Consider the following 21899-nt stretch of genomic DNA (forward strand, 5'->3'; position numbering starts at 1 on the left):
GCGGGCGACCACGATTCCTCGCTGAAGTGGACCGCCGATTACGATCGGCACACCACCGATATCGTAACCCTCGCCGCCACCCTGGCCAACGCGCTGCAACGCTTCGGCGATGTCCTGGCCGCCAACGGCTACAACTGGTGGCATTCCAACCGCGCCAAGACCAGCGGGCCCGAACCAGACCGGCCGACAGCCTCCGAACCGCTCTACGACTCCGGAATGGCACTTCCTGTCAGTGCCAAAAACGACAACGGGCCGGGCCTCGACGAGGGGGCGGTCGTAGGACTGCTCAAAGAAGTGGGCCGAATCCCCAACGGTGACGTCGATAAACTCGGCAAGGCGAAAGACGCGTGGCAGGCCTTCGCCGAGCATGCCACGATCACCGGCGCGGCAGACCGAATCAAAGGCATCAACGCCGCCTTCGTCGGCAGCACCGACCCGAACATCACCGAGATCGAGTCCAAGCTCACCACCTTGACCCGGGCCGCCGAAATGCTGGCCCAGGCGTCCGCAGCACTGGTCACACCGGTCGGCGACCACCGCGATGCGCTCCAGGAAATGCGCGACCAGATCGGGGCAGACGTCGCCGCCGCAACCAAGGAGGTGGCCGCGGCCGTACTCATCACTGTTGGCATCGTCGCCGTCGCCGCCGTCTTCAGCGCCGGGCTCGCTGCCCCGGCAGCCGTGGGTGGCGGGGCCGTGGCCACCTTCGAAATCGCCACCGCCACCGCCGCCATCATCAAGAACACCGTCACCGTCAGCCGCCTTCTGGCCATCTTCGGCTCTGTCCTCGTCGCCGGTACCGCCTCTGGCGCCTTCACCGCCATCCCCGACATCACCACCAACGGTATCAACGCGGCCATTGCCTCCATCGCCGCAATGACCGTCCACATTGCCGACGGCGACGACAGCGCTGCGGATGACTCGTCCCAGGAAACGACGGCTGCCTTTCCTCCACAGGAAGCAGTCGATAAAGTCCCGGATGAGTGGGGTCCCGGGCAACCCAACAGGAAGAAGGAAGGAGAGCGGTGGCTCGATCCGGAGAATCCCCAGGGCAATGGCGTGCGGATAGACAAGGGTGATCCTTCGAGTCCGAATCCGTCGCAGCGCGTCGACCATGTCGTCGTACGCACGGACGGAAAGGTTCTGGGTCCAGACGGGCAACCCATTCCCCCGGGTGAGCCGATCAAAGACCATCCGGAAGCTCATATTCCCCTCAGTGAATGGCTCAAGTGGAGGAGCTGGAATCAGCCATGAGTGTGCGTTATCCGGAAATGCGGGTCCAGGTACTCAGTGCGGTTGGCGCATTGGCGGATCGTCAGTACCAGCAGCGGGTTTGGATCGACCGGATCTATCCGCACGACAACTACTATGATGATCTCGATCTCAACATAAATATCCTCTACGATGATACAACTGTGCTTCCTGATCCAGAAACGGCACTGGGTACGATTCTATTGGATTCGGTAGAGGTGGATGCTCTTCGATCACTTGCCGAACAGTTGGATCCGATAATCGATGAACTGGGCGATCTGCCTGATTCTCGATATCTTTCGCACCCTAAATGGCACGGTGTGGTCTCTGCTGCCCGGTCCGCTCTCGAGGTCATGAGATCCGCGCGGGATTCGTGACGGAAATCCGGCACTATGCAGACCATGATGCCCTGAGGGGAGTTTTCCTGGAGGGCAGCTATGTGCTGGATATCGGTGAAGGTCGGGGTGTCCATGGTTCATGCTCGAGGCGGTTACAACTCCGGAAAGCCCGAGGTACTCCCCGCTGAGACGTGGTGAATAGTACTGCTATATCGACAGTGTTCTGATCTTCGAAGGTGCTACCAGGTCGAAATGGGAAAAGGGGGGCGTTCAGGAAATATTCAAACGCCTCTGGATGCAAAGACTACGGCAATATAGATTCCCTCGTAGCTCTCGATTGCGGCTACCGAGTTGAGGGGATTGGGGATCCGTGCGCATCTGGAGCAGTGAACTTCCCCAACTGCGCCCCCTCGATGTATGACCTGAATGTTCGATGCGGCTGATTCTGCTCGTGTGGTCACCAGGTCGATGGGGCGTGTGACGAGTCGTTGCGATCGACAATCGGAGTCGAGGATGTTTCGCTCAGGGCATTCGGGCGGAGGTGCCGAGGCCGATCTCGAGGACCGAACCGGTGACGTATCGGCCGGAGTCGCCGACGAGGTGATCGACGGCGTCGGTGATCGCCTCGGGCGGGCACCACGGGATGCGTGCGCGGCTGACCTGGCCGACGAATATGCGCGGTGCGGACCGCGTCCGCGATCTCCGCCGGAACGTCCGGGGCGTGATAGGCTCGCGCTTTCTGGTAGATCTCCGTGGCGTAGGCGTGCGCGTCGGCGATCTCGATTGACGAGTGGACCAGGGCTCGGAGTTCCTCGCGCATTCCGTTGACTTGCGGAAGCACCGAGCGGTAGCGGGCGTTCAGGTCGATCAGGAAATCTTTTGAGGATCGCGAAAGGCGATGGCGTCCTTGGACGGGAATGGTGGTATAGGCTGCCGGACAGCACGCCGACGCCCTCGGCGATATCCCGGACGCTGGTGCCCGCCACCCCGTTCTCGACGAACAGGCCGGCGGCCACGCGTTTGATCTGATCTCGGCGGTTACCCACGCGGTCATGTATCCGGGGCGGGGGCGGTGTCGAGCGCCCGCCCTGAGGGTTGCGCTGGTTTCGAAATCTTCTCGACTCGGGTGTGCCTGGGTTTTCGCCGGACCCCACTCGGCTGGAGTGTCGAGGCGGGTGGTGGTCAGGCTCGGTTGAGGCAACGATACCGCTGCGAATCGAGTCGCACTGCGCCAGAATCGACCCGTGGCTGTGGAGAAGCATTCATTGAATCGCCCCGGTTCGGCGAAGATCGAGGCTTTGGCACGCACGATGATGCAGCGGTGCCTGGTAGAGGACTACTCCTTGTTCACGCCTGAGATTCGGGTCTGGACCGATGAGAACTTGGCTGCGTTGCACCGGGCATACGTCGCTGAACCCGACGCATCCGGCGCATCGTTCGCGGACAAGTTGGCCAGGCAGCTTGCTGGAGTCCGGCCACTCGAAAGGCAGTTGTTCGCGGAAATTGCTGTCCTGAACGTTCTGCCGCTGGTGAACTTGCTCCCGGCCACCAAACGCAATCTGGTGGAGCGGATCTTGGCTCCACTCGAGGAACCGGTTCCGGTACCCGTCGAGGTGCTCGACGGGTTCGACTACGGTGTGTTCAACGGTGGCCGGGCCTTCAACAGCCGGCGTTGGGCGCAACTGGCCTATCTGGTCGAGTTTGCGGAGTACTTCAAAGGTCACAATGTCGACGATCGACGCGCGGCCCAGATCGATCCGTTCGCTTGCCGCGAGATTGTCATGGCGGCGCCGGGCCCGCGAGAGCCTGCGCAACGCCAGTCTCTTCTGTACATGTTCCATCCCGACTACTATCTGCCGATCGTTTCGCAATCTCATCGCTCGGCTTTGCGAGACAGGTTGGCCCCGAAGTATCTGCCCATGGGCAAGACCGACGATCTCGACCGTGATATTCGAGCGATCGACGACGCGGTCACGCTGGAGAACGGCAGAGCGGTCGACTATTACACGCAACCATGGCGGGACCAGTGGCTGGGAAGCTCGCCAGCTCTGACCGGGCCTGCGATTCAGGCGGTCGCACCGGATGATGAACCCGACAGCGAGACCGAGACGGTTCCTTACACCGTTGCCCAAATCGTCGCCGAAGGGTGCTTCCACGATCCGGCGATGCTGGCCGAGATCAGCGAGCGGTGGCGGACAAAGAAGAACCTGGTGCTACAGGGAGCGCCCGGAACCGGCAAAACCTGGCTCGCTCGTCGGCTCACCTACGCGCTGATCGGTTCGCAGTCACCCGAGGCGGTTCGGGCCGTGCAGTTCCATCCCACCACCTCCTACGAGGACTTCGTCCGCGGATGGCGACCGACGACATCCGAAGACGGCTCCGGTCGTCTGGTTCTCACCGACGGGCCCTTGATCGCCCATGCAGAGCAGGCGCGGCGCCAACCCGACATTCCGCACGTATTGATCGTCGAGGAGATCAACCGCGGCAATCCTGCGCAGGCATTCGGTGAGATGCTCACTCTCATTGAGGAATCCAAGCGGAGTGAGCACGACGGGTTGGAACTGTCGTACTCCCATGTGACCGGCGAGCGGTACCATCTGCCGGACAACTTCTATCTGGTCGGGACTATGAACATCGCCGACCGTTCGCTGGCGCTGGTCGACTTTGCGCTGCGCCGTAGGTTCGCGTTCGAGACGCTGCGCCCCGCATTCACCGATGCCTGGGTGAACCACGTGCGCGCCAAACTCCCTACCGATCATGCCCTCGTAGACGATATTCGAACGGGAGTGCTCGAGCTGAACTCGGCGATCGCCGAGCATCGGGTGCTGGGCCCTGCCTTCGAGATCGGGCACAGCTTCTTCACTCCGAACGAAACCCAGTCCGACGGCAGGCAGTGGTTCCTCGGGGTCGTGGAAAGCGAGATCGAACCGCTACTGCGTGAGTACTGGTTCGATGAGCCCAAGGCTGCCGAGGAAGCGGTTGCCCGGCTGAGGTCCTCGGTATGATCACTGTCGGCGAGGGTCGGACGCGGATCCCGGTGCGCAGTCTATGGTTCCTGCTCATCTACGCATCAGACATGCTCGAACGGCTGCAGACCGATGCGCGCGAGGCGGTTCTGGCCGGTGAACGCGACCAGGATCTTGCCGATGTCGTAGCCGAAGTATTCGTGGCCGATATCGAATCGCGGCTTCGCCGACAGCTGACCCCGCAGTACCGCGACCGGGCGGCCGACCTCGCCCACATGCGCGGTCGTGTCGACCATCTGCGCACAAACTCCGCTCGATTACTGGACAGGGGACGGATCGCCTGTCGTTTCCCGGAACTGGTGGTGGATACTCCCCGCAACCGGTACCTCGCGGCGACTCTGCGTAAAGCGGCGTCGCTCGTACGAAGCGGGCCTCTCTCCCAGCGCTGCACCGTCGCGGCGTTCGCCTTCCATCGGATCGGCGTAGGTAGCGAAGCACCCACGCGCGCGGAACTGTCGCGTGACCGGTTCGGACACCATGATCGTGACGACAAGCACCTGTTGACGCTCGCCCACCTACTCGTGGATATGGCTGTTCCGCACCAAGAGCACGGTCACGTGACGATGCCCCGACTCGATACGGATGCACACGAGCAACTGCGCATCCTGTTCGAAAAGGCCGTCCGCAACTACTACCGATATCGTCTGCGCCCCCAGGGCTGGAGTGTCGGCTCTCGCAGGCTCGAGTGGGACCACCAGCCCACGGACTCCGGAGCCGATCTGCTCCCGCAGATGAAAACCGACATCACCCTCGACCATGCGCCCACGCGCCGGCGCATCCTCATCGAAACGAAGTTCACAGATGCGCTCACCGATCACCACAGCAAGACGACCATCAATCGCAACTATCTGTTCCAGCTGTACAGCTACCTAATGTCGCAGACCGGGTCCGGCGCGGCGAAGGAGATGCCGGCCGCGGGCGTACTGCTTTTCGTGAAGACCGGAACCCGTCCGGTTATCTCGCGAGAGGTGACGATTCAGGGGCACGTGATTCGATTTGTTTCGCTCGATCTGGACCAGCCGCTTGCCGGCATCCGGAGAGTGCTGGACGCGTGCACGGCTGTGTCCGGGTCCGAGGAAAACATTCACTGGCCGTCGGGTGGATTGCGAGGCGAGCAGAGCTCGGCGACCGCGCCCGGCCCTGCGTAGAATCATCGACCATGGCGTCCGCTGACAAGTTTGATACCCCGTTCGAGGAGGAAGGGCCGGTCGAAGAAGTCTTCGACGGCCGTGCAACCGGAGTCGAGGTCGAGCGTGCGAGTGATACGTCGGCCGAGGAGGATGTGAAGCCCTGGGATCCGGAAAAGATCCGGGTGGCCACCAAGAGTTTCTCGCTCCGGAACGTTCTCGACATGATCGATTCGGAGGATATCGAGCTCGCCCCGGACTTCCAGCGGAACAAGGTGTGGAAGCCTCGGCAGAAGTCCCGTCTGATCGAGAGCCTGCTGCTGCAGATACCGCTTCCGGCATTCTACTTTGCCGAGGACAAGGATGGACTGCTGCGGGTCGTGGATGGGTTGCAGAGGTTGTCCACCATTCACGAATATGCGCGCGAAGAGGCCTTTCATTTGAAAGACCTCGAGTATTTGCAGGATGAACACGGCAACTCCTTCGAGGAATTGTCGCCGCCGTTGAAGCGGCGCCTACTGAATGCTCAGATCGTGGTCCATGTGATCGATCCGTCGACGCCGCACGAGGTCAAATACGATATATTCAAGCGAATCAACACCGGTGGCGAGCCTCTGAACGCAATGGAGATACGTCACTGCATGAGCCGTAACAGGAGTCGTGACCTGCTGAAACGCTGTGTCGCCAGCGATGCCTTCAACGAAGCGACCGGGTTCGTCCTGAAAGATCATATTCGCATGCACGACCGTGAAGCGGCCCTCCGGTTCATTGCCTTCCGGCGGCTCGGCGCGATCCAGGAGTACGACCGGTTCGGTTCGCTCGAACAATTGCTGGATGCGACCACAACGGCAATCGACGATGTGGAAAAAGTTTCGGATGAGCAACTCGACCAATGGTTCCGCGATCTCGAACGCGCGATGATCAATGCGCGGACTATATTCGGTGATCACGCTTTCCGTAAATGGCCGACCACCTCCGAGCATAAATCGCCTATCAATCGTGCGCTCTTCGAGAGTTGGGGAGTGGTTCTTGCCGATTTCGAGCAGGATGCGCTCGAAAAGGCCCGAGACAAGGTCGTTGCGAAAGCCCGCAAGGCGATGACCGACAATGTCGAATACATATCCTCGATCAGCTCATCCACTGCTGACGCGCGCCGTGTCCGTATGCGATTCTCGATTCCGCGACAGATCATGAGGAGTGTCGGTTCGTGATCGACGAGCTCTCGATCTCCAATTTCAAGAGATTTCAGCACATCGATCTGACCCTCGGGCGGCTGACCATTCTGACGGGTGTCAACGGCGGCGGTAAGAGCACTGTGGTTCAGGCGCTGAATCTGGTCCACCAGTGCGAATTGGCCAACGATGACTTCGTACCCCTCAGCGGCCGCCCAGGGCTCGACCTCGGGCAGGCATCCGATGTGCTGTCCGCAGGCGCGGCCTCGGATTCCATCACCATTCGGTTGGGTAGCAACGACCAGCGATACGAGTGGCGTTTCTCGGGTGCCCGCGACTCCGACTCGAGCCGCCTGGATGTGGAAGAGCGCCCCGCGTTCCCGATTCCCCCGATCGGTTCCCGCGGGGCGGAATTCACCTACCTCGCCGCCGAACGCCTGGGGCCGCGCACGAGCCACCCCACCTCCGCGCTTGTGGAGCGGGGATCGGCAGTCGTGGGGGAGGACGGTCGTTTCGTGGCGCACATCTTGGCGTCGGACGACCGGGCCAAGGTCGAGGAGCCGCGACGGCATCCGGACTCCGCCACGGTCCTGCTACGCCACCAGGCGGAGGCCTGGATGAGTGGAATCGTCGGGCCGATGCAGATCGAGGCACGAACGGTGCCGCGTACCGGACTCGCCACGCTGTACGTCCACGCGGGCGGTTTCGAGGACGAATGGATGCTGCTGACCAATACGGGTTTCGGGATCAGCTATATCCTGCCGATCGTGGTCGCCGGGCTGTCGGTGCCCGAGGGCGCGCTACTGATCGTGGACAGTCCCGAAGCTCATCTGCATCCTGCCGCGCAATCCGCGCTCGGGGGATTCCTCGCCACGGTCGCCGCCGGTGGAGTCCAGGTGCTCATCGAAACGCACAGCGACCATGTTCTCAACGGAATCCGTCGCACCGTTGCGGCGGGTGAATCCCTCGATCACGACGCCGCGGTCGTCTACTACTTCGGTCACGAGCCGGAACCGATCCGATTGACGATCGGGCAACGCGGCGCGATGAGTGACTGGCCCGAGGGATTCTTCGACCAGATCGAGAACGACCTCCGGGATATCAACAGGCGGCGAAGGGGATAGCGCGGTATGCGGGGGTGGCGGTTTGTGATAGATGAGTCGGGCTTCGCGTTCGACGACGAAAGTCCATCAGCGGTGGAAGGTTCCTTCGCCGCGTTTCTGGGTCTCCTCGAATACACCCGTTCCACCCCGGCTCAGGTTCGGCGATCCGATCTCCTGTTCGACATCGAGTCGGCCAGCGGTCGATCACTGGTGGATCATCTCTGCGATCGCGAGATCGACCGCGATCTTCGCACCGAACTGTGGAGCAGACTCGACCGGACAACTGTGTACGAGGAGGTCCCGGACGAGTTCGAGTGCGATATCGACGGTGTTCGGACGACTTTTGCGCCCAGTGCCTGCGTGGCCTTGTCCAAGGCTCTCGGCGGATACGATCTTGCCTGCCTGAGCACCGAGCAAACTGGACGCTCCGGGGTGTGCAGCGTATCCGGCGTCGCCGATCATCCCGCCTCCGGTGAGGTGTATTTCATCGCGCGGGAAGCGGACGCACCTGGGTTCTGGCGCCGTCTCCTGCGCCGCGATCGGCACGATGATGCGGACCTCGACGGATATTCCGAGTTGTTCTTTCCGAATCTTGTTTTCGCCGAGGGGATCTGGAACCAGATCAGCCGCTTCGAGGGCCCGCGGCTGGCGGTCTGGCCGATATTGATGGATACGCTCGCCGGGTTGGACGACTTCGCGGTGGAGGTCTGGAGTGAGCAGGTGGAGCCGCATCGGAGGATGGAGCAGATGCGTCTCCGCGCTCGGGTGGATTGCTCACCGGAGAGTCCGAAAACTCATGCGAATGTGAAAGCGATGAAAACGCGAACCGTGACCTTCTCGGGCGATCCCGTGGTGTGTGAGTGGCATGCGAAACTCGAGCGTCACAGGAATCGTGTGCACTTCGCGGTGCGAGATGGGCGGGTTTTCGTCGGGATATTCGTCGATCACCTGGTGACCTGAGGGGTCGACGACCGTAGGTCACCGGACTTCATACAGTTCGTGGCTCCGGTCGAGTACAGCAGTCCGGTCAGGTAGAAGAATTCGGGCGGATCTCCGTCTTCTCGCGCAGCACCGAGCGTGCGCTCGCGGGATCGGCTATCCGAGCAGCGAGAGTGGTGTGGGCCGAGTGCTGGGGTAGAGCTGCCGAGAACTTCAGCCCCTGTAGTGCGTTGCGTCAGAGTCACCCCGGCGGGAACAGCGCCCAGCAGGATGTCCCGGACGCCACGGGTGATGGCGAAGGAGGCACCGTCGGGCACCGAGCTCCATTTCGCGCGGCCGGGGATATCGGTGGCTTCGACATAGACCTGCCGGCGTTTCCAGTCGATATGAGTGACCTGCCACGAGCGGCCGGCCAGCAGCAGAATGCAAGGCTTCGCTGCTGGGCGTTGAACGTCACCACGCCGATGCTCTGCGCGGCCAGATGTGGTGTGGTGAGCCGCGTACGGATCTCCTCGACCACGGCCTCGGCTTCGACCCTGTTGGTGCGTCGCTCGGTGCGGCTTTCACGGTTGAAATGGCCGGTGACGCGGCGCCATTCGACGCCGGCCGTGAGGTCGCCCCCGGGCGAGGGCAAACTGGCAAGCCGCCCCTCGTAGTACTTCTGGTTGGAGAAATCGATGAGCCGCTCGTCCTGACTCCTGTAGTGCCAGGAGAGCCACAAACGTGGGACGCCGGATTCCACGCACTCGGTGAGGATGCTGTCGAGGTCTTCCGGGGCCAGTTCCCCGTCCTCGTCGGTCTCGTCGTCGGACGCCGTCACCTGGCCGAACGAGGTCGGGGGCATCTGCTGCGAATCGCCGACGATGACAGCCGACCGGCCACGGCCGAGAGCGTCGATCGCCTGTGCCACGGTCACCTGGGAGGCTTCGTCGAACAATGCCGAAATAGCGACGCCGAATCACTGTCTGGTCGAATGGCTGCGGCCATGCCGGACTCGATGAGATTGGGACAGATTCACCTCGTCGCGCAGGAACCCACCGAAAGCGTGGCCATCGACGAGCCACACCAATGGTCGCAGGCCCGCAGCCTCCAAGCAGGCCGCGTAGGCGACGGAAAGGTCGATACAGGTGCCGAAACGCTGCGCCAACACCTGCGCGCTCGTCCGGATCTTTTGACCGGTGTCCTCGAACGAGGCGGGTGGGTTGATGTATCGGATCTGTCGAGTGCGCAGTACCTCGTAGATGGCGGCAGCAATGAGGGCGGCGCGCTCTGGGCCTTCTTGATACCCGCTCAGCGATGGGTTGCCGGTCTGTGACCGTAAGAGTTCCGCCGCGTCGTCGAGCACGGAGTGCACTGCGTTGGTGTTCGGCTGCACGAACGCCGCCAGCGAATCGTAGAAAATCGGAGCATTGAACCACTCGTTGTGCGCCAGAACTTTGATCGGGACCGTGAGGTGAACATCCGGCCCCCACAGTCGAGAGACTGTGACGCTCAGAGTCGCGGGATGTGACTCGTTCAGCTCACTCAGGTACGGGGTCGGCGGAGCGAAAGCGGAGAAATCGTCCCAGAACACGTTCTCGGTAGCAGCGATCTCGCCGTCTCGGACGCGAGTCCACGACGGTGCGAGCTCGGTCCGTTTCCATGCAATCGGACCGTCACCGTTAGGTCGACCAGGGGAGCTTCGGACGTATTGGTGACCCGAAGCCCGGCAATCAGCGGCACCCTGTTGTGCACGAGCGCGAAGTTGATCGCGGGTTGGGTGAGCACTTGTACGGTGATCCCGGGTTCCACCACCGTCGTGTCTTCCCACAACCGATTGTCAGTCACGTCGCCCTCGACCTTCCTCATCCAGCTCGCTGGATCACGTGATTCCGCTCCCGTGCTTCGAGCTCTGACCTGACATCGCCGAAGGTGGGGGATGTGTAACAGAACAAGCGGCGATTCCGGCCGATCGCAGGTCGCGGTCTGTCAGTCCTGGGCAGCGGGTTTCAGAGAAGTCCAAGGACTGCCGCGATAGGTCACTCGACCCGGGCAATCCTGACTATGTGCAGGCGGCTGCCGACCTCACCGGGGTAGCGGCGTGAGGTGATGGTGACGGGCTGCCATCCGCTCGGGTTGTGGGCGCGGATGCGAGCGGGGGTGATGGCCTTGGTATCGGGTAGGCCCGACTGCAGCATGACCGCCGATTTGGCGACGGCGTCCCAGTCGTCTCGGTGGATGAGTTCGGCGTCGCCTTCGCGTTGCCAGTCGATCCAGGCGGGCACGTGGCCGATCCACTGGGCGATGAGCGGGGCGCCGGTGGGCGGAAAGGCGAGTAAGGCGGCGGCCGGTGTTTCGGGGCCGGGTTCGTCGGTGAGGCCGAGGGCTTCGTGCGGGCCGAGGGCCGGTGGTTCGACGTCGGAGACATCGTGGGTCAGGCCGCGTAACCCGGGGCGTTCCAGATCCGTTCGGCCGCGGGCGAAGATCTGCCAGTTCATCAGGTGACCGTTGTCGTGCAGGACCACGATGTTGGAGGTGAACTGGGCGTCGGGCTCGGGGTTGGTGCCGAGCGCTATCAGCGCTGTGGCTTCATCGAATTTCACGACCTTGCGAAAGAACTCACCCGGTGATCGGACCCGTTTGAATCCGTCGGCGTCATCGGTGCTCATCATCCACGACTCGAGTCGCTGCTGGACCTGTAGTTCGCCCGCGTACCAGCCGATTCCGGCTGCCGGCCGGGGCGGGGGGACCGGTTCGCCGGGTGTGCCGACCCACAGATGAAGGGCGTACACGTCGCCTTCGGGGCCGAGGACGGGCAGGGCGCGAACGCGACGGTGACCACCGCGCCCGGACACGACCTGATCGGCCTCGGAACCGGATTGGCGGACCCAGTCGGCCAGGTCGGCGGCGTCCACGCCTTCGTTGCGTTGCAGGGATCGCAGCGAAACCCACTCGCGGCGCTCGCCGTCCTTGGCGACGATGGTCATCGGAGTGTCCAGCGGGCCCAGCGCTTCGATGAGAAACCACGGCATCGGAAAGCGTCTACCTCTCCGGGACGGTGGCGGCCGAGCGGCCGCGGGCGATCAATTCGAAGGGTTCGGGACGCAGGGTTCCCCGCTCCTGCAGCGCCAGCGGTGCGTCCGAAGCGCCGCGCAGGTCGAAGGCGTGAACCAGGCGACCGAGCAGGAGTGTGGCCTCGTGTAGAGCGAACGCCCGGCCGATGCACGAGCGCGGGCCCGTGCCCCACGGCTGGAAGAACCGGTCGGGAAATGTGCGCAGAGCCGCGGTGTCGAATCGGTCGGGGTCGAAGGTCGCGGCGTCGGGCCCCCAGACCTCCGGGTCGCGTTGAGCGGCCAGTGCCAGGACGAAGACGGCTCGCCCGGCCGGAATACGGTAGCCGCCGAGGCTCTGCTCGGTGCGAGCGATCCGGAAGTAGCCGGGTGCGGGTGGGCACAGGCGCAGGCATTCGTTCAGGAACTGGCGCGTGAAGCGCATCCTGGTGACGCCTTCGTAGTCGAGGCTTGTTGCCTGCGGGGGCATTTCGGCTCGGACGCGGTCCTGGTAACCGGGGTTCCGCGCCAAGTGATACAGCGCGACTTCCAGTAGTGCCGCGGTGGTCTCGTGCCCGGCGATCAGGAACGTGAGGGTCTGGTCGCGGACATTGGCGGTCGGCAGACGCGACCCGGTCTCGGGATCGACGGCGGTCAGCATCAAATCGAGCAGATTGGTCGGTTCGCCGGTGTTCTCCGCCCGCCGGCTCGCTATCAGGTCGTCGACGTACTGCTGCAGGGAGGCGATATCGCGCCGCACCGTCGAGGCCCGGAGGGCTTCGCGTAGGTGGCCGACGACCGGCACATCGTTGGTGGATTCGGACGCCCACTGCAGGGTCCGGCCGAGTTCCCGGACGAAGCGGTGCGAATCACTGCCTTCCTCGCCGGTGGAGTCGAGCAACCGCAGGTTCCGTCCGAACCCGGCCCGGGCTATCACCTCGAGGGTGGCGCGGGTCATCGCCGAATGAACCGGCACCGACCCGCTGCCGGCCGCGGCCCACTCGGCCACCAGATCATCGGCGACCGTGGACATCGCGTCGTGGTAGGTGCGCATCGCGGACTGGGCGAATCCCGGGGTGAGAATGCGCCGCGCCTGTCCCCAGAGCGGATCCTTGGAACTGGCCGTGAACATTCCGTGGGGCGCCATCGGCCGCAGCTTCGCCAGCGGACCCAGGAGTACCCGGCCCCAGGCCGATTCGTCGTTGCACTGTGCCGCCAGACGGCCGCCGGCCACGATGATCAGCCGAGTGCCGAGCAGTTTGCGCTGGAAGATCGGGCCCAGCCCGCCTTGGGCGAGCTTCAGTTCATGTTGCGTCGGGCGGTGCCGGTCGACACTGGCCACGTCACCGATGATCGGAAGCCGGCCCGGCGGATGTGGCAGCGCATCCACGGGCAAGGTGGCGGTGGACGTTTCCATGCGACCACTCAAACATGTCCGCGGACCGATCGCTACGTGGCCTACGACCTGGTTGCGCCGTGCCGCGGGCCTGTGTTTAGCTTTGGCCAAGTCGGGCGGCTCATTCCCCTGGCTGGACGTAGGAAGCTCGCAACACCCCGGGTATCTCAGGTACACGGCTGTCTTGCCGAGCGACGAACACGACCAGCAGGCAGGCGGCAATGGGCGACGAATGGGCCGATACGACCCTCGACTATTCCGGACCTCACCTGGCGGACGGTCTTGCGCGGACCGTGATTCCGCGGCCTATCCTGCCGAAATACGATGTCCGACCCCTGAGGTCGCCTGGACGAGGCCCACCACTGCGCCCTCCCTGATATAGCTATTGGCTATCGGAGGGTGCGGAAAGATGCCGTGCCGGGCAATTCTTTCCGCCGGCCCTCCGGATCGCCGCGGATGACGGCGCGGCCGCTGGGGCCGGATTCGGAGGGGAACTCCGGCCCTGCGCGGCGTCGCTGTCGGTAGGTCAGGCCATTTCCGGGACCCGCAGGTGGGCCAGGGCCAGTTCGAACTCGCGGACATCGAGGGCTTCTACGCCGGTGCGGCGGGCGGCGTCGACCCGTAGCGCGGCCGATTGCTCCCGGCCCGCCCGCATCGATTCGGCGCTGTCGTAGCTGGTGCAGGAGACCGCGCGGCCGGACCTGCGGTTGATCATCAGGCTGGCACTGCAGAAGCCGTCGAGGTCCTCCATCGCGGGCAGGGTGGCGGCCTTGTAGATCTCGACTGCCATATCGAGGCGGCCGGGGTCGGTTTTGACCCAGGTGGCGCGGACGCAGGCGCCCTCGCCGGCGTGGTGGGCGCGGTGCAGGCCCGCGATCTCCCATTCCTCGACCTGGGCGCTGCCGCCGAAAGTGGTGAGCGCGCGGTCACGGATGGGCGCGATCCGCTCGGTGCTCTCGTGCATCGCGTCCTCGGATTCCCAGGCGCTGGTGGCGATGCAGTGGCCGTTGTCGCGGTCGACCAGCAGCGAGAGGCCGACGCATCCGGGCAGCACCCGGAGTGCGGGCAGGACGATATCGCGCATATGCGAGATTCCGGCGTCGATGGCGGCGGGTTGCGCCTGAATAGTGGTAGATCGCGCGAACACGATCCACCCCCTTTCTGCTCGGGGCAACGCCCCGGTGGCGCCACCGGTCTCTTCACCCTGCTCCTCCGGTAAAGCGGTGGCAAGGGGGGCGCGGACAGCCGAGCCGGAATGTTTCGAATGTGGTGATTCGGCGCTTCCGGGCGCGCGACCCGCCACGAGTCCCGACATCACGACCTGGTCGCAGGCCCGCAACGAGCCCGCGGCGGCCCCACCCGCCGGTTACACTGGCAAGCCGTATCGCCTGTGTGGCGCCGTGATCATGGCGCCGGCCTGCTCGAAGTCGTGATGAACCGATCGAGACCGGACAGGGAAACCATGACCATCATCCGCACGTTGCGTACCGCTCTGTTCGCCCTGATCCTGGCGCTGGTGGCCGCGACCGCCGCCGCCGTTCCCGCCGCCGCGGCGCCGAAACCGACGGTGGTGCTGGTGCACGGCGCCTTCGCCGACTCCACCAGCTGGGACAGTGTGGCCGCGCAACTGCGCGGTCAGGGTTACCAGGTGCTCACCCCGGAGAACCCGTTGCGCGGGCCCGGCTACGACGCGGCCGCCATCCAGCGCACCCTCGATACCGTCGAGGGGCCGATCGTGCTGGTGGGGCACTCGTACGGCGGGTTCGTGATCACCAATGTGCACGATCCCGATGTGAAGTCGATGGTGTACGTGGCGGCCTTCGCGCCCGCCCAGGGCGAGGTCGCGCAGCTGCTGCTCGACCCGATCCGCTTCCCGGGCAGTGAGTTGCTGCCGCCGACGCTGCAGGTGGAACTGGTTGACGATCCACAGGGGGTCGCGGGACGCAACCTCGACGGATATGTGGCGCCGGACCGCTTCCACGATGTATTCGCCCAGGACGTGGACGACGCGACCGCGGCGCAGATGCTCGCGCATCAGAAGTCGATCGCGGTGGTGGCGAATGTGCAGCCGTCCGGCCCGCCGTCGTGGGCGGAGAAGCCCAGCTGGTACGTGGTGTCCGGGCAGGACCGGGTGATCCCGGCGGCCTCGCAGCGGTTCATGGCGGAGCGGATGGGCGCGCGGACCAGCGAACTGGACTCGTCGCACGCGTCACTGGTGTCGCATCCGGGTGATGTCACCGCGGTCATCGTCACCGCGGCCGGGTAGGCCCCGAGGATTCGTGAGCGGACGGTCCGGCGCCGAAACGGCGCCGGACCGTCGGCGTTCGTCGGCCCGGGGCGATCGAGCGGCCGGTGTCGACCGGCGGCGAAGGGGCATCGCCGCTCGCGCTGGGGGAATACGGCACACCGAGGCCGGGCAGCGCCCGCCGGGGACCGGGGTTCAGACCAGGCTGTCGAGCACGGTGGGGGCCAGCCCCAGAGCGGTGGTCATCCCGATACCCGAGGTCACCGAGACCACCCGGACACCGGGGGCCGGGGTGGCGATCAGGAAGTCGGTGGTGGGGGAGTCGGCGTAGATACCGCGCCAGCGCCGCCGGACGGGCAGCTCGTCGGTGGCGAACAGCCGGGCGCCCTCCCGCAGTAACAGCTCGCTGACCCATTCCTCGTCGAACGGGGTGTGGGTGCGCTCGTAGTGGTGGGTGTCGCCCAGCACGATCGACCCGTCGGGGCGCTGGGTGAGCATCAGGTTCATCACGACCTCGAGTGTTTCCGGCGCCCGCTCGGTGATCTCGGCGCGGACCTCCGCGGCCGCGGGGGTGGCGGCCAGACCGCCGTAGCGGAGCATGGAGTGGCCGGTGAGCACGGCCGGGTCGATTCGCATATCGCCGGGTGGGGCGACCTCGAGCATATGCAGGCGGCAGCGCCGCACGCCGTACTCCTCGGCGATCGCGGGGAACAGCCGGTCGATGTCGTGGCCGGTGGCGTGGACGATCGCGGCGGCGATCAGATCGCCGCGGGCGGTGTGCACCGTGCCCTCGGAGATGGCGCCGGCCTGGGTGTGCCAGGTGAAGCTCACGCCGCGGGTGGCCAGCCAGGCGGCGAGGGCGGGGACGGCGGCGCGGGGATCGACGCGGAGATCCAGCGGTAGGTGGGCACCGCCGGTGATCTCGCTGCCCGGGTGCGCGGCGGCCGGGAACATCCGGGACACTTCGTCGCGGGTCAGCAGGCGGACCTGCTCGCTGCCGCGCTGTCCGGCGAACTGTTCGAGAACGGCCTGTTCGGCGGCACCGCGGGCCACCACCAGGGTGCCGGCCCGGACGACGTCGAAACCGGCGAGTTCGCCCAGGCGCAGCCATTTCTCCCGGGCCGCCCATGCGTAGTCCAACGCGGCACCGGTCTGCGGGGTCGCGCAGATATGCCCGAAGTTGCGGACCGACGCCCCGGCCGCGCGGGCGTCGCGGTCGATCACCGCGACCCGCAGCCCGCGTTCGACGGCGTCGGCGGCGTGGGCGAGGCCGACGATTCCGGCCCCGACGACGGCGAGGTCGACCGGTTCGGTGGGGAGGGTGGCGGGTGGCGTGGAGTCCGGCATGTCCGGAAGCCTCGCAGGGCGCGGGCGGAGCTATCAAGGCGTCCACGCAACTTGTATAGATAAGTTCATCGGATGTTTGAGCAGATAGCAGCGCTGTGCGGCCCGCTATGGAGCCGGTGCGGGCATACTTGTCTGATCAAGATGACCTGCCCTGGCCGGCATTCGATCGAGAGGACGACGTGGCCCCACCGCTGCACGCCCGCGTATCCACGGCACTGCGGGACCGGATCGCGCGGGGCGAACTCCCGCCCGGCGCCGCCCTGCCCTCGGAGGCGCGCCTGTGCGCGGAGTTCGCGGCCTCCCGCGGCACCATCCGCACCGCGCTGGCCACCCTGCGGTACGAGGGGCTGATCGCGGGCGGCCGTGGAAAACCGCCGGTGGTGCGCGATCGCGCGCTGGGACAGCCGTTCGAAACGCTGCTGCCGTTCACCGCGTGGGCGCGGCGGATCGGCCGCACGCCCGGCCAGCGCACCTTGGAGATCGCGCGGCGCGGGGCCTCGGCCACCGTCGCCGAGGCGCTCGGAATCGAGGAGGACGCACCGGTCGTCGAACTGCTGCGCCTGCGGACGCTCGACGGGGAACCGGTGCTGCTCGAACGCGCGGCGTTCGTGGAAACCGTCGGCCGCCTGCTGTTCGACTTCGATCCCGACTCCGCCTCGATCTACGCCTGCCTCGCCGAGCGCGGGGTGGACCTGCACGCGGCCCGCCACACCATCGATGCGATCGGCGCCGACCCCGCGGACGCGGCTCTGCTGGACATCGTGCCCGGTGCGCCGCTGCTGCGGCAGCGACGGCGCACCCTGTCCGCCGAGGGGGTGCCGCTCGAGTACGCCGACGACCGCTATCGACCGGACCGGGTCACCTTCACCATCGACAACACCCGTCCGGCGGGCTCCGGCCACGAATTGGCGGTGGTCGAGGACGCCGGGTAACCGGACCGCGGCGGGCAGTTCCGAGGGCGGTCCCGGACCGGCCACGGCTCGCTCAGCTCAAGGCCTCGGCCACCTGCCGGAAGCGCACCGCGTCCTCGGGCCGGCCGTCTTCGACCGACCAGATGATCTCCTCCACCGCGCGCATCAGGGCCCAGCCCCGGGCTCGTTCCCGGTCCACCTCGAGCGCGTCGGCCGTGACGGCCACCAACGGCGGCACCAGCGCGGGATCGGGCTCGGTCGCGACCTGGTTCATCAGGAGGAAACCGGCGTCGAAGGCGGCCTCACCGAGATAGCCCTTCGGATCGATCAGCAGCCACGGTTCCCGTTCGGCGGCCACGATATTGCCCAGATGGGTATCGCGGTTGACGATCAGCAGCGGCCCGTCCGGTTCGGCCAGCGCCGCGCACCAGTCGCGGGCCCGGCCGAGCAGGGCGCCGGTGAGGTGGGCGGGTGGCGCCTCGGCGAGCCGACGTGCCCAGCCGGTCACGATATCGGCGACCGGCGGGGGTGCGGGATACCCGCCCGGGAGTTCGCCGAGCGGACGGCGCAGCCGCCGGTACAGCGCGCAGGCGAGCCGGATCCGGTCGCGGTGCTCGGGCAGGCCTTCCAGCGGGATCTCCGGTTGCGGTACGAGCGGGGAACCGGGTACCGCCCATTCGAGCAGGAGCGCGCCGGTACCGGGATCGTGGCCGAACAGCCGGACGGCGCCGTCGCCGTCGTAGCGGTGCAGGGCGGCGGCCTCACCGATGTTCTCCTCGTCGACCACCGGGATCTTCAGCACCGCGACGCCGCCGTCGGCGCGGCGCACCGGTGCGACGTAGGAATGCGTGCCACCGCCGAAGGAGCCCCCGATCACTTCGAGCTCCCACTCGCGGCAGCGGTCGGCGACCATGCGCGGCAGATCCGCCAGCCACTGTTCACCCCGTTCGCCGAATACCGTGCGGACGGTGCTGGTCACTTCCGGAGGCAGCGCGATCGGCATCGGTCCAGGGTGCCGACTGCGCTCGACCCTGACAAGCGGTTTTCCGGGCGGTTCCGGGCAGGCCCCGCCGCGTCACCGGTATCGACCGGGCCCCTCGGGCGGGTCGCGGGCCGGATCCACCGTCCGGAAAGGTATGCCGGAAGCGCTGCGGTATCGCCGGAGGCCCACGTAGGCTGCCTGGGCAGGCCGGACGTGCTCGCGGTCCGGCCCCGAGAGAACGGACGCGACGATGGTGTCGGACAACGTCTTCCACCCCGAACTACGCCGGGCGCGATTCCTGCCCCGGACCGTCGTGACTCCGCGCACCCTCGGTTTCATCCGCCGGGTCACCGCCCGCTCCGGACGGGCTCGGCCGGTGGGCGGCACGATCGAGCGGGTCGACGATCGGGTGACGGTCCGGGTCTTCCGGCCCGCCGGGGTGACCGGCCCCGCGCCGGGACTGCTGTTCGTGCACGGGGGCGGCTACGTTATCGGCAACGCCGCCATGGGCGACCGGTTCTGCCGGATGGTGGCCGACCGGCTCGGGGTGGTCGCGGCCTCGGTGGAGTACCGGCTGGCGCCCGAGCATCCCTATCCCACCCCGCTCGACGACTGCTACGCCGGCCTGCGCTGGCTGGCCGGGCAATCCCAGGTCGATCCCGGGCGCCTCGCGGTCGCCGGCGAGAGTGCCGGGGGCGGTCTGGCGGCGGCGCTGACCCTGCTGGCCCGCGAGCGCGGCGAGATCCGGCTCGCGTTCCAGCTGCTGTCCTATCCGATGCTCGACGACCGGACCTCCGCGCGCGCCGAAGGCGATCCGCGCCGCCTGCGGATGTGGAGCCGGCGCAACAACCGCTTCGGCTGGTCGTCCTATCTCGGCGCCGCCGCCGCCGGGGAGATCCCGGACCTGGCGGCTCCGGGTCGCTGTGCCGATCTGTCCGGGCTGCCGCCGGCCTGGATCGGCGTGGGCAGCAACGATCTGTTCTACGACGAGGACGTCGACTATGCCGCCCGGCTGCGCGCGGCCGGGGTGTCCTGCACCCTGTACGAGGTCCCGGGCGCCTATCACGGATTCGACCTGGTCGAGCCGGGGACGGGTGTTTCGCGGGTGTACCGCAACGCCCAGTTGACCGCGCTCGCCGATGCGCTCGGCGACAGCGACCGCGTCTCGTCCTGAGCGCCCGGCGGGCAGCGAGTATCAGTCCCGCGTGGACCCGTAGCCGCGGATCGCCACCGGCACGGTCACCAGCAACAGCACTCCGGTCCAGATCCACGCCGCCGCCACCGGTTCCCGCAGCGGCCACGCCGCGCCCTCGGCCAGCACTCCCGGCGCCCCGGACAATTCCCGTAGCGCGGCGACCACCGCGCTCACCGGATTCCACTCCGCGATCGCCCGCAGCGCCGCGGGCATCGTCTCGGTGGGCACGAAGATATTCGAGAACATGATCGTCCCGAAGATCAGCGGCGCGACCTGCTGCAGCATCTGTTCGTCGCGGATGGTGGCGCCCAGGCAGATACCGGCCCAACCCAGCGCGAACCGGAAGGCCAGCAGCAATACGACCGCACCCGCCACGGCGCCCGGCCCGGCATCGACCCGCCACCCCGCCGCCAGTCCGACCCCCGACATGGCCAGCAGGGCCAGCCCGCCGGTGACCGTTTCGGCCAGCGCCAGCCCGGCGGGAACCGAGACCGCGGGTAGCGGCAGGGCCCGGAACCGGTCGGTGAGGCCGCTGCTCAGATCCGAGTTGGCGGTGGTGGCGGTGGCGACCAGGCCCATCGCCGCGACCAGGACCAGAACCCCCGGGGTGAGGTACGAGCGATAGGCGGCTGCGTCGGCGGTGCCGGCGAGCGCACCGCCGAAGACGAAACCGAACAGCAGCATCATGCCCGCCGGGGCCGCGAGGGTTATCGCGAGCAGGCCGGGGGAGTGTTTGTAGGACAGGAGGATACGGACGAAAGCGGTGCGGACGGCGGCGGCCGGGGTCGGCGGGCGCGGGGTGAGTGCGGTCACGGGGTGGTCCTCGGGGTCGGGCCGGTCAGGGCGAGGAAGGCGTCGTCTAGGGTGGCGCGGCGGCGGCCGATATCGTGCACCTCGATACCGGCGGTATCGAGGGCGCGCAGTATCGGCAGCAGCGGGATATCGGCCCGCGGGAACGAATACGACAGGGTCGCGGTATCGGAGGTGCCGGAATCGCCGGCGCGGGCGGCCGGAGTGCCGCCGAAATCGGCTAACACCAGGGTGATCTCGTCATGCCGATGCCCGTCCGCGACGATATCCAGGCCGCCACCGATCTCGGCGGTGAGCTCGCCCGGCGTACCGGCCGCCACCACCCGGCCCGCGTCGAGGATGGTGACCGTATCGGCGAGGCGGGCGGCCTCCTCCAGGTACTGGGTGGTGAGCAGCACGGCCGTGCCCTCCGCCACGAATTCGGTGATACAGCCGTAGATCTGGTTGCGGCTGCGTGGATCGAGCGCGGTGGTGGGTTCGTCCAGGAACAGTACGGCCGGCCGCACCACCATCGCGGCGACGATATCCAGACGCCGCCGCATACCGCCGGAGTATTCCCGCACCGGCCGGTCCGCGGCGGCGGTGAGGCCGAACCGTTCGAGTAGTTCGCGGGCATGGTCGCGGGCCCGGCGGCCGGGCATGCCGTTCAGCCGGCCGAACATGGTGAGGTTCTCGGCACCGGTGAGTCGTGGGTCGACCGCGTGGAACTGCCCGACCAGTCCGATCCGGCGCTTCACCTCGCGGGCCTCGCGGACGGTGTCGTACCCGGCGATCCGCGCGTATCCGGCGCTCGGGCGCAGCAGGGTGGCCAGCATCCGGACGGTGGTGGTCTTACCGGAGCCGTTCGGGCCGAGCAGGGCGTGGACCCGGCCCGCTCCCACCTCGACATCGACGGAATCGACCACGGTGCGGTCACCGTAGGTCCTGGTCAGGCCGCTGGTTTCGATAACCGGCATGGACCCTCCTCAATCGGGAACAATGTTCGCTATTCGAGAATCTACGCGAATGCGAACGGTGTTCGCAAATGA

At 66.3% G+C, this 21899-nt stretch carries 20 protein-coding genes; 10 read left to right on the plus strand and 10 right to left on the minus strand.

Annotated elements, in window-relative coordinates:
- Both ACWDU1_RS06275 and ACWDU1_RS06280 read left to right on the plus strand, forming a co-directional pair.
- Positions 1–1254: hypothetical protein (locus ACWDU1_RS06275; RefSeq protein WP_449996223.1), on the plus strand; the 1254-nt coding region annotated here is incomplete at its 5' end.
- Positions 1230–1628, plus strand: a complete 399-nt coding sequence (locus ACWDU1_RS06280; RefSeq protein ID WP_449996224.1) for an SCO4402 family protein — start codon at positions 1230–1232, stop codon at positions 1626–1628. The genes ACWDU1_RS06275 and ACWDU1_RS06280, both read left to right, overlap by 25 nt.
- 242 nt (positions 1629–1870) lie before the next feature.
- On the opposite strand, the gene ACWDU1_RS06285 is transcribed toward ACWDU1_RS06280, so the two are convergent.
- Positions 1871–2851 carry a TetR/AcrR family transcriptional regulator gene (locus ACWDU1_RS06285; protein WP_449996225.1) on the minus strand — a complete coding sequence of 327 codons (981 nt, stop codon included), beginning with the start codon at positions 2849–2851 and terminating at the stop codon, positions 1871–1873.
- Here ACWDU1_RS06285 and ACWDU1_RS06290 point away from each other — a divergent pair.
- The 5 genes from ACWDU1_RS06290 to ACWDU1_RS06310 are packed head-to-tail and all read left to right on the plus strand — an operon-like array spanning position 2834 to position 8977.
- The gene (locus tag ACWDU1_RS06290; protein WP_449996226.1) at positions 2834–4594 is read left to right on the plus strand and encodes an McrB family protein; all 1761 of its coding nucleotides are present in this window, start codon (positions 2834–2836) and stop codon (positions 4592–4594) included. The genes ACWDU1_RS06285 and ACWDU1_RS06290 overlap by 18 nt on opposite strands.
- Complete coding sequence (locus tag ACWDU1_RS06295) at positions 4591–5763, plus strand: 5-methylcytosine restriction system specificity protein McrC (protein ID WP_449996227.1); 1173 nt, start codon at positions 4591–4593, stop codon at positions 5761–5763. The genes ACWDU1_RS06290 and ACWDU1_RS06295 overlap by 4 nt, the downstream gene beginning before the upstream one ends.
- Before the next feature lie 11 nt (positions 5764–5774).
- Entirely contained in the window at positions 5775–6953 is a 1179-nt protein-coding gene (locus ACWDU1_RS06300; protein ID WP_449996228.1) for a DUF262 domain-containing protein, read from the plus strand.
- Positions 6950–8038, plus strand: coding sequence for a DUF3696 domain-containing protein (locus tag ACWDU1_RS06305; protein ID WP_449996229.1), 1089 nt, complete (start codon positions 6950–6952; stop codon positions 8036–8038). The genes ACWDU1_RS06300 and ACWDU1_RS06305 overlap by 4 nt, the downstream gene beginning before the upstream one ends.
- Before the next feature lie 6 nt (positions 8039–8044).
- Positions 8045–8977, plus strand: a complete 933-nt coding sequence (locus ACWDU1_RS06310; RefSeq protein WP_449996230.1) for a hypothetical protein — start codon at positions 8045–8047, stop codon at positions 8975–8977.
- Between the two features lie 220 nt (positions 8978–9197).
- Here the strand turns inward: ACWDU1_RS06310 and ACWDU1_RS06315 are convergent, their stop codons facing one another.
- The 5 genes from ACWDU1_RS06315 to ACWDU1_RS06335 all read right to left on the minus strand — a co-directional run bounded on the left by ACWDU1_RS06315 (position 9198) and on the right by ACWDU1_RS06335 (position 14528).
- On the minus strand, positions 9198–9893 hold the full coding sequence (locus ACWDU1_RS06315; protein WP_449996231.1) for a DEAD/DEAH box helicase: 696 nt from the start codon (positions 9891–9893) through the stop codon (positions 9198–9200).
- Positions 9894–9914: 21 nt separating this feature from the next.
- Complete coding sequence (locus tag ACWDU1_RS06320) at positions 9915–10529, minus strand: hypothetical protein (protein ID WP_449996232.1); 615 nt, start codon at positions 10527–10529, stop codon at positions 9915–9917.
- A 445-nt stretch (positions 10530–10974) separates the two neighbouring features.
- Complete coding sequence (locus ACWDU1_RS06325) at positions 10975–11967, minus strand: GAF domain-containing protein (protein WP_449996233.1); 993 nt, start codon at positions 11965–11967, stop codon at positions 10975–10977.
- Positions 11968–11977: 10 nt separating this feature from the next.
- Entirely contained in the window at positions 11978–13402 is a 1425-nt protein-coding gene (locus ACWDU1_RS06330) for a cytochrome P450 (RefSeq protein ID WP_449996234.1), read from the minus strand.
- A 505-nt stretch (positions 13403–13907) separates the two neighbouring features.
- Positions 13908–14528 carry an antibiotic biosynthesis monooxygenase gene (locus ACWDU1_RS06335; protein ID WP_449996235.1) on the minus strand — a complete coding sequence of 207 codons (621 nt, stop codon included), beginning with the start codon at positions 14526–14528 and terminating at the stop codon, positions 13908–13910.
- A 315-nt stretch (positions 14529–14843) separates the two neighbouring features.
- Here ACWDU1_RS06335 and ACWDU1_RS06340 point away from each other — a divergent pair, with 315 nt between their 5' ends.
- A complete protein-coding gene (locus ACWDU1_RS06340; RefSeq protein WP_449996236.1) occupies positions 14844–15647 on the plus strand; it encodes an alpha/beta fold hydrolase in 804 nt (267 codons plus the stop codon).
- A gap of 174 nt (positions 15648–15821) precedes the next feature.
- Here ACWDU1_RS06340 and ACWDU1_RS06345 read toward each other — a convergent pair whose 3' ends face one another.
- Entirely contained in the window at positions 15822–16973 is a 1152-nt protein-coding gene (locus ACWDU1_RS06345) for a TIGR03364 family FAD-dependent oxidoreductase (RefSeq protein ID WP_449996237.1), read from the minus strand.
- A gap of 179 nt (positions 16974–17152) precedes the next feature.
- Between ACWDU1_RS06345 and ACWDU1_RS06350 the strand changes: the two genes are divergently transcribed.
- Positions 17153–17905 (plus strand): GntR family transcriptional regulator, encoded by a 753-nt coding sequence (locus ACWDU1_RS06350; protein WP_449996252.1) that lies wholly within the window; start codon positions 17153–17155, stop codon positions 17903–17905.
- A 52-nt stretch (positions 17906–17957) separates the two neighbouring features.
- On the opposite strand, the gene ACWDU1_RS06355 is transcribed toward ACWDU1_RS06350, so the two are convergent.
- The gene (locus tag ACWDU1_RS06355; protein ID WP_449996238.1) at positions 17958–18887 is read right to left on the minus strand and encodes an aminoglycoside phosphotransferase family protein; all 930 of its coding nucleotides are present in this window, start codon (positions 18885–18887) and stop codon (positions 17958–17960) included.
- Positions 18888–19116: 229 nt separating this feature from the next.
- On the opposite strand from ACWDU1_RS06355, the gene ACWDU1_RS06360 reads away from it, so the two are divergent.
- Positions 19117–20040 (plus strand): alpha/beta hydrolase, encoded by a 924-nt coding sequence (locus tag ACWDU1_RS06360; protein ID WP_449996239.1) that lies wholly within the window; start codon positions 19117–19119, stop codon positions 20038–20040.
- Between the two features lie 21 nt (positions 20041–20061).
- On the opposite strand, the gene ACWDU1_RS06365 is transcribed toward ACWDU1_RS06360, so the two are convergent.
- On the minus strand, positions 20062–20874 hold the full coding sequence (locus ACWDU1_RS06365) for an ABC transporter permease (protein ID WP_449996240.1): 813 nt from the start codon (positions 20872–20874) through the stop codon (positions 20062–20064).
- The gene (locus ACWDU1_RS06370) at positions 20871–21827 is read right to left on the minus strand and encodes an ATP-binding cassette domain-containing protein (RefSeq protein WP_449996241.1); all 957 of its coding nucleotides are present in this window, start codon (positions 21825–21827) and stop codon (positions 20871–20873) included. Before ACWDU1_RS06370 ends, ACWDU1_RS06365 begins: the two co-directional genes overlap by 4 nt.
- Between the last annotated feature and the right edge of the window lie 72 nt (positions 21828–21899).

The sequence above is a fragment of the Nocardia sp. NPDC003345 genome, from assembly GCF_053589395.1.

What these genes read in the sequence shown, in the direction of transcription:
- ACWDU1_RS06285 (WP_449996225.1), bottom strand. Translation starts at nt 2,851, where the DNA reads ATGCTTCTCCACAGCCACGGGTCGATTCTGGCGCAGTGCGACTCGATT.
- ACWDU1_RS06295 (WP_449996227.1), top strand. Translation starts at nt 4,591, where the DNA reads ATGATCACTGTCGGCGAGGGTCGGACGCGGATCCCGGTGCGCAGTCTA.
- ACWDU1_RS06300 (WP_449996228.1), top strand. Translation starts at nt 5,775, where the DNA reads ATGGCGTCCGCTGACAAGTTTGATACCCCGTTCGAGGAGGAAGGGCCG.
- ACWDU1_RS06310 (WP_449996230.1), top strand. Translation starts at nt 8,045, where the DNA reads ATGCGGGGGTGGCGGTTTGTGATAGATGAGTCGGGCTTCGCGTTCGAC.
- ACWDU1_RS06325 (WP_449996233.1), bottom strand. Translation starts at nt 11,967, where the DNA reads ATGCCGTGGTTTCTCATCGAAGCGCTGGGCCCGCTGGACACTCCGATG.
- ACWDU1_RS06330 (WP_449996234.1), bottom strand. Translation starts at nt 13,402, where the DNA reads ATGGAAACGTCCACCGCCACCTTGCCCGTGGATGCGCTGCCACATCCG.
- ACWDU1_RS06340 (WP_449996236.1), top strand. Translation starts at nt 14,844, where the DNA reads ATGACCATCATCCGCACGTTGCGTACCGCTCTGTTCGCCCTGATCCTG.
- ACWDU1_RS06345 (WP_449996237.1), bottom strand. Translation starts at nt 16,973, where the DNA reads ATGCCGGACTCCACGCCACCCGCCACCCTCCCCACCGAACCGGTCGAC.
- ACWDU1_RS06355 (WP_449996238.1), bottom strand. Translation starts at nt 18,887, where the DNA reads ATGCCGATCGCGCTGCCTCCGGAAGTGACCAGCACCGTCCGCACGGTA.
- ACWDU1_RS06360 (WP_449996239.1), top strand. Translation starts at nt 19,117, where the DNA reads ATGGTGTCGGACAACGTCTTCCACCCCGAACTACGCCGGGCGCGATTC.
- ACWDU1_RS06370 (WP_449996241.1), bottom strand. Translation starts at nt 21,827, where the DNA reads ATGCCGGTTATCGAAACCAGCGGCCTGACCAGGACCTACGGTGACCGC.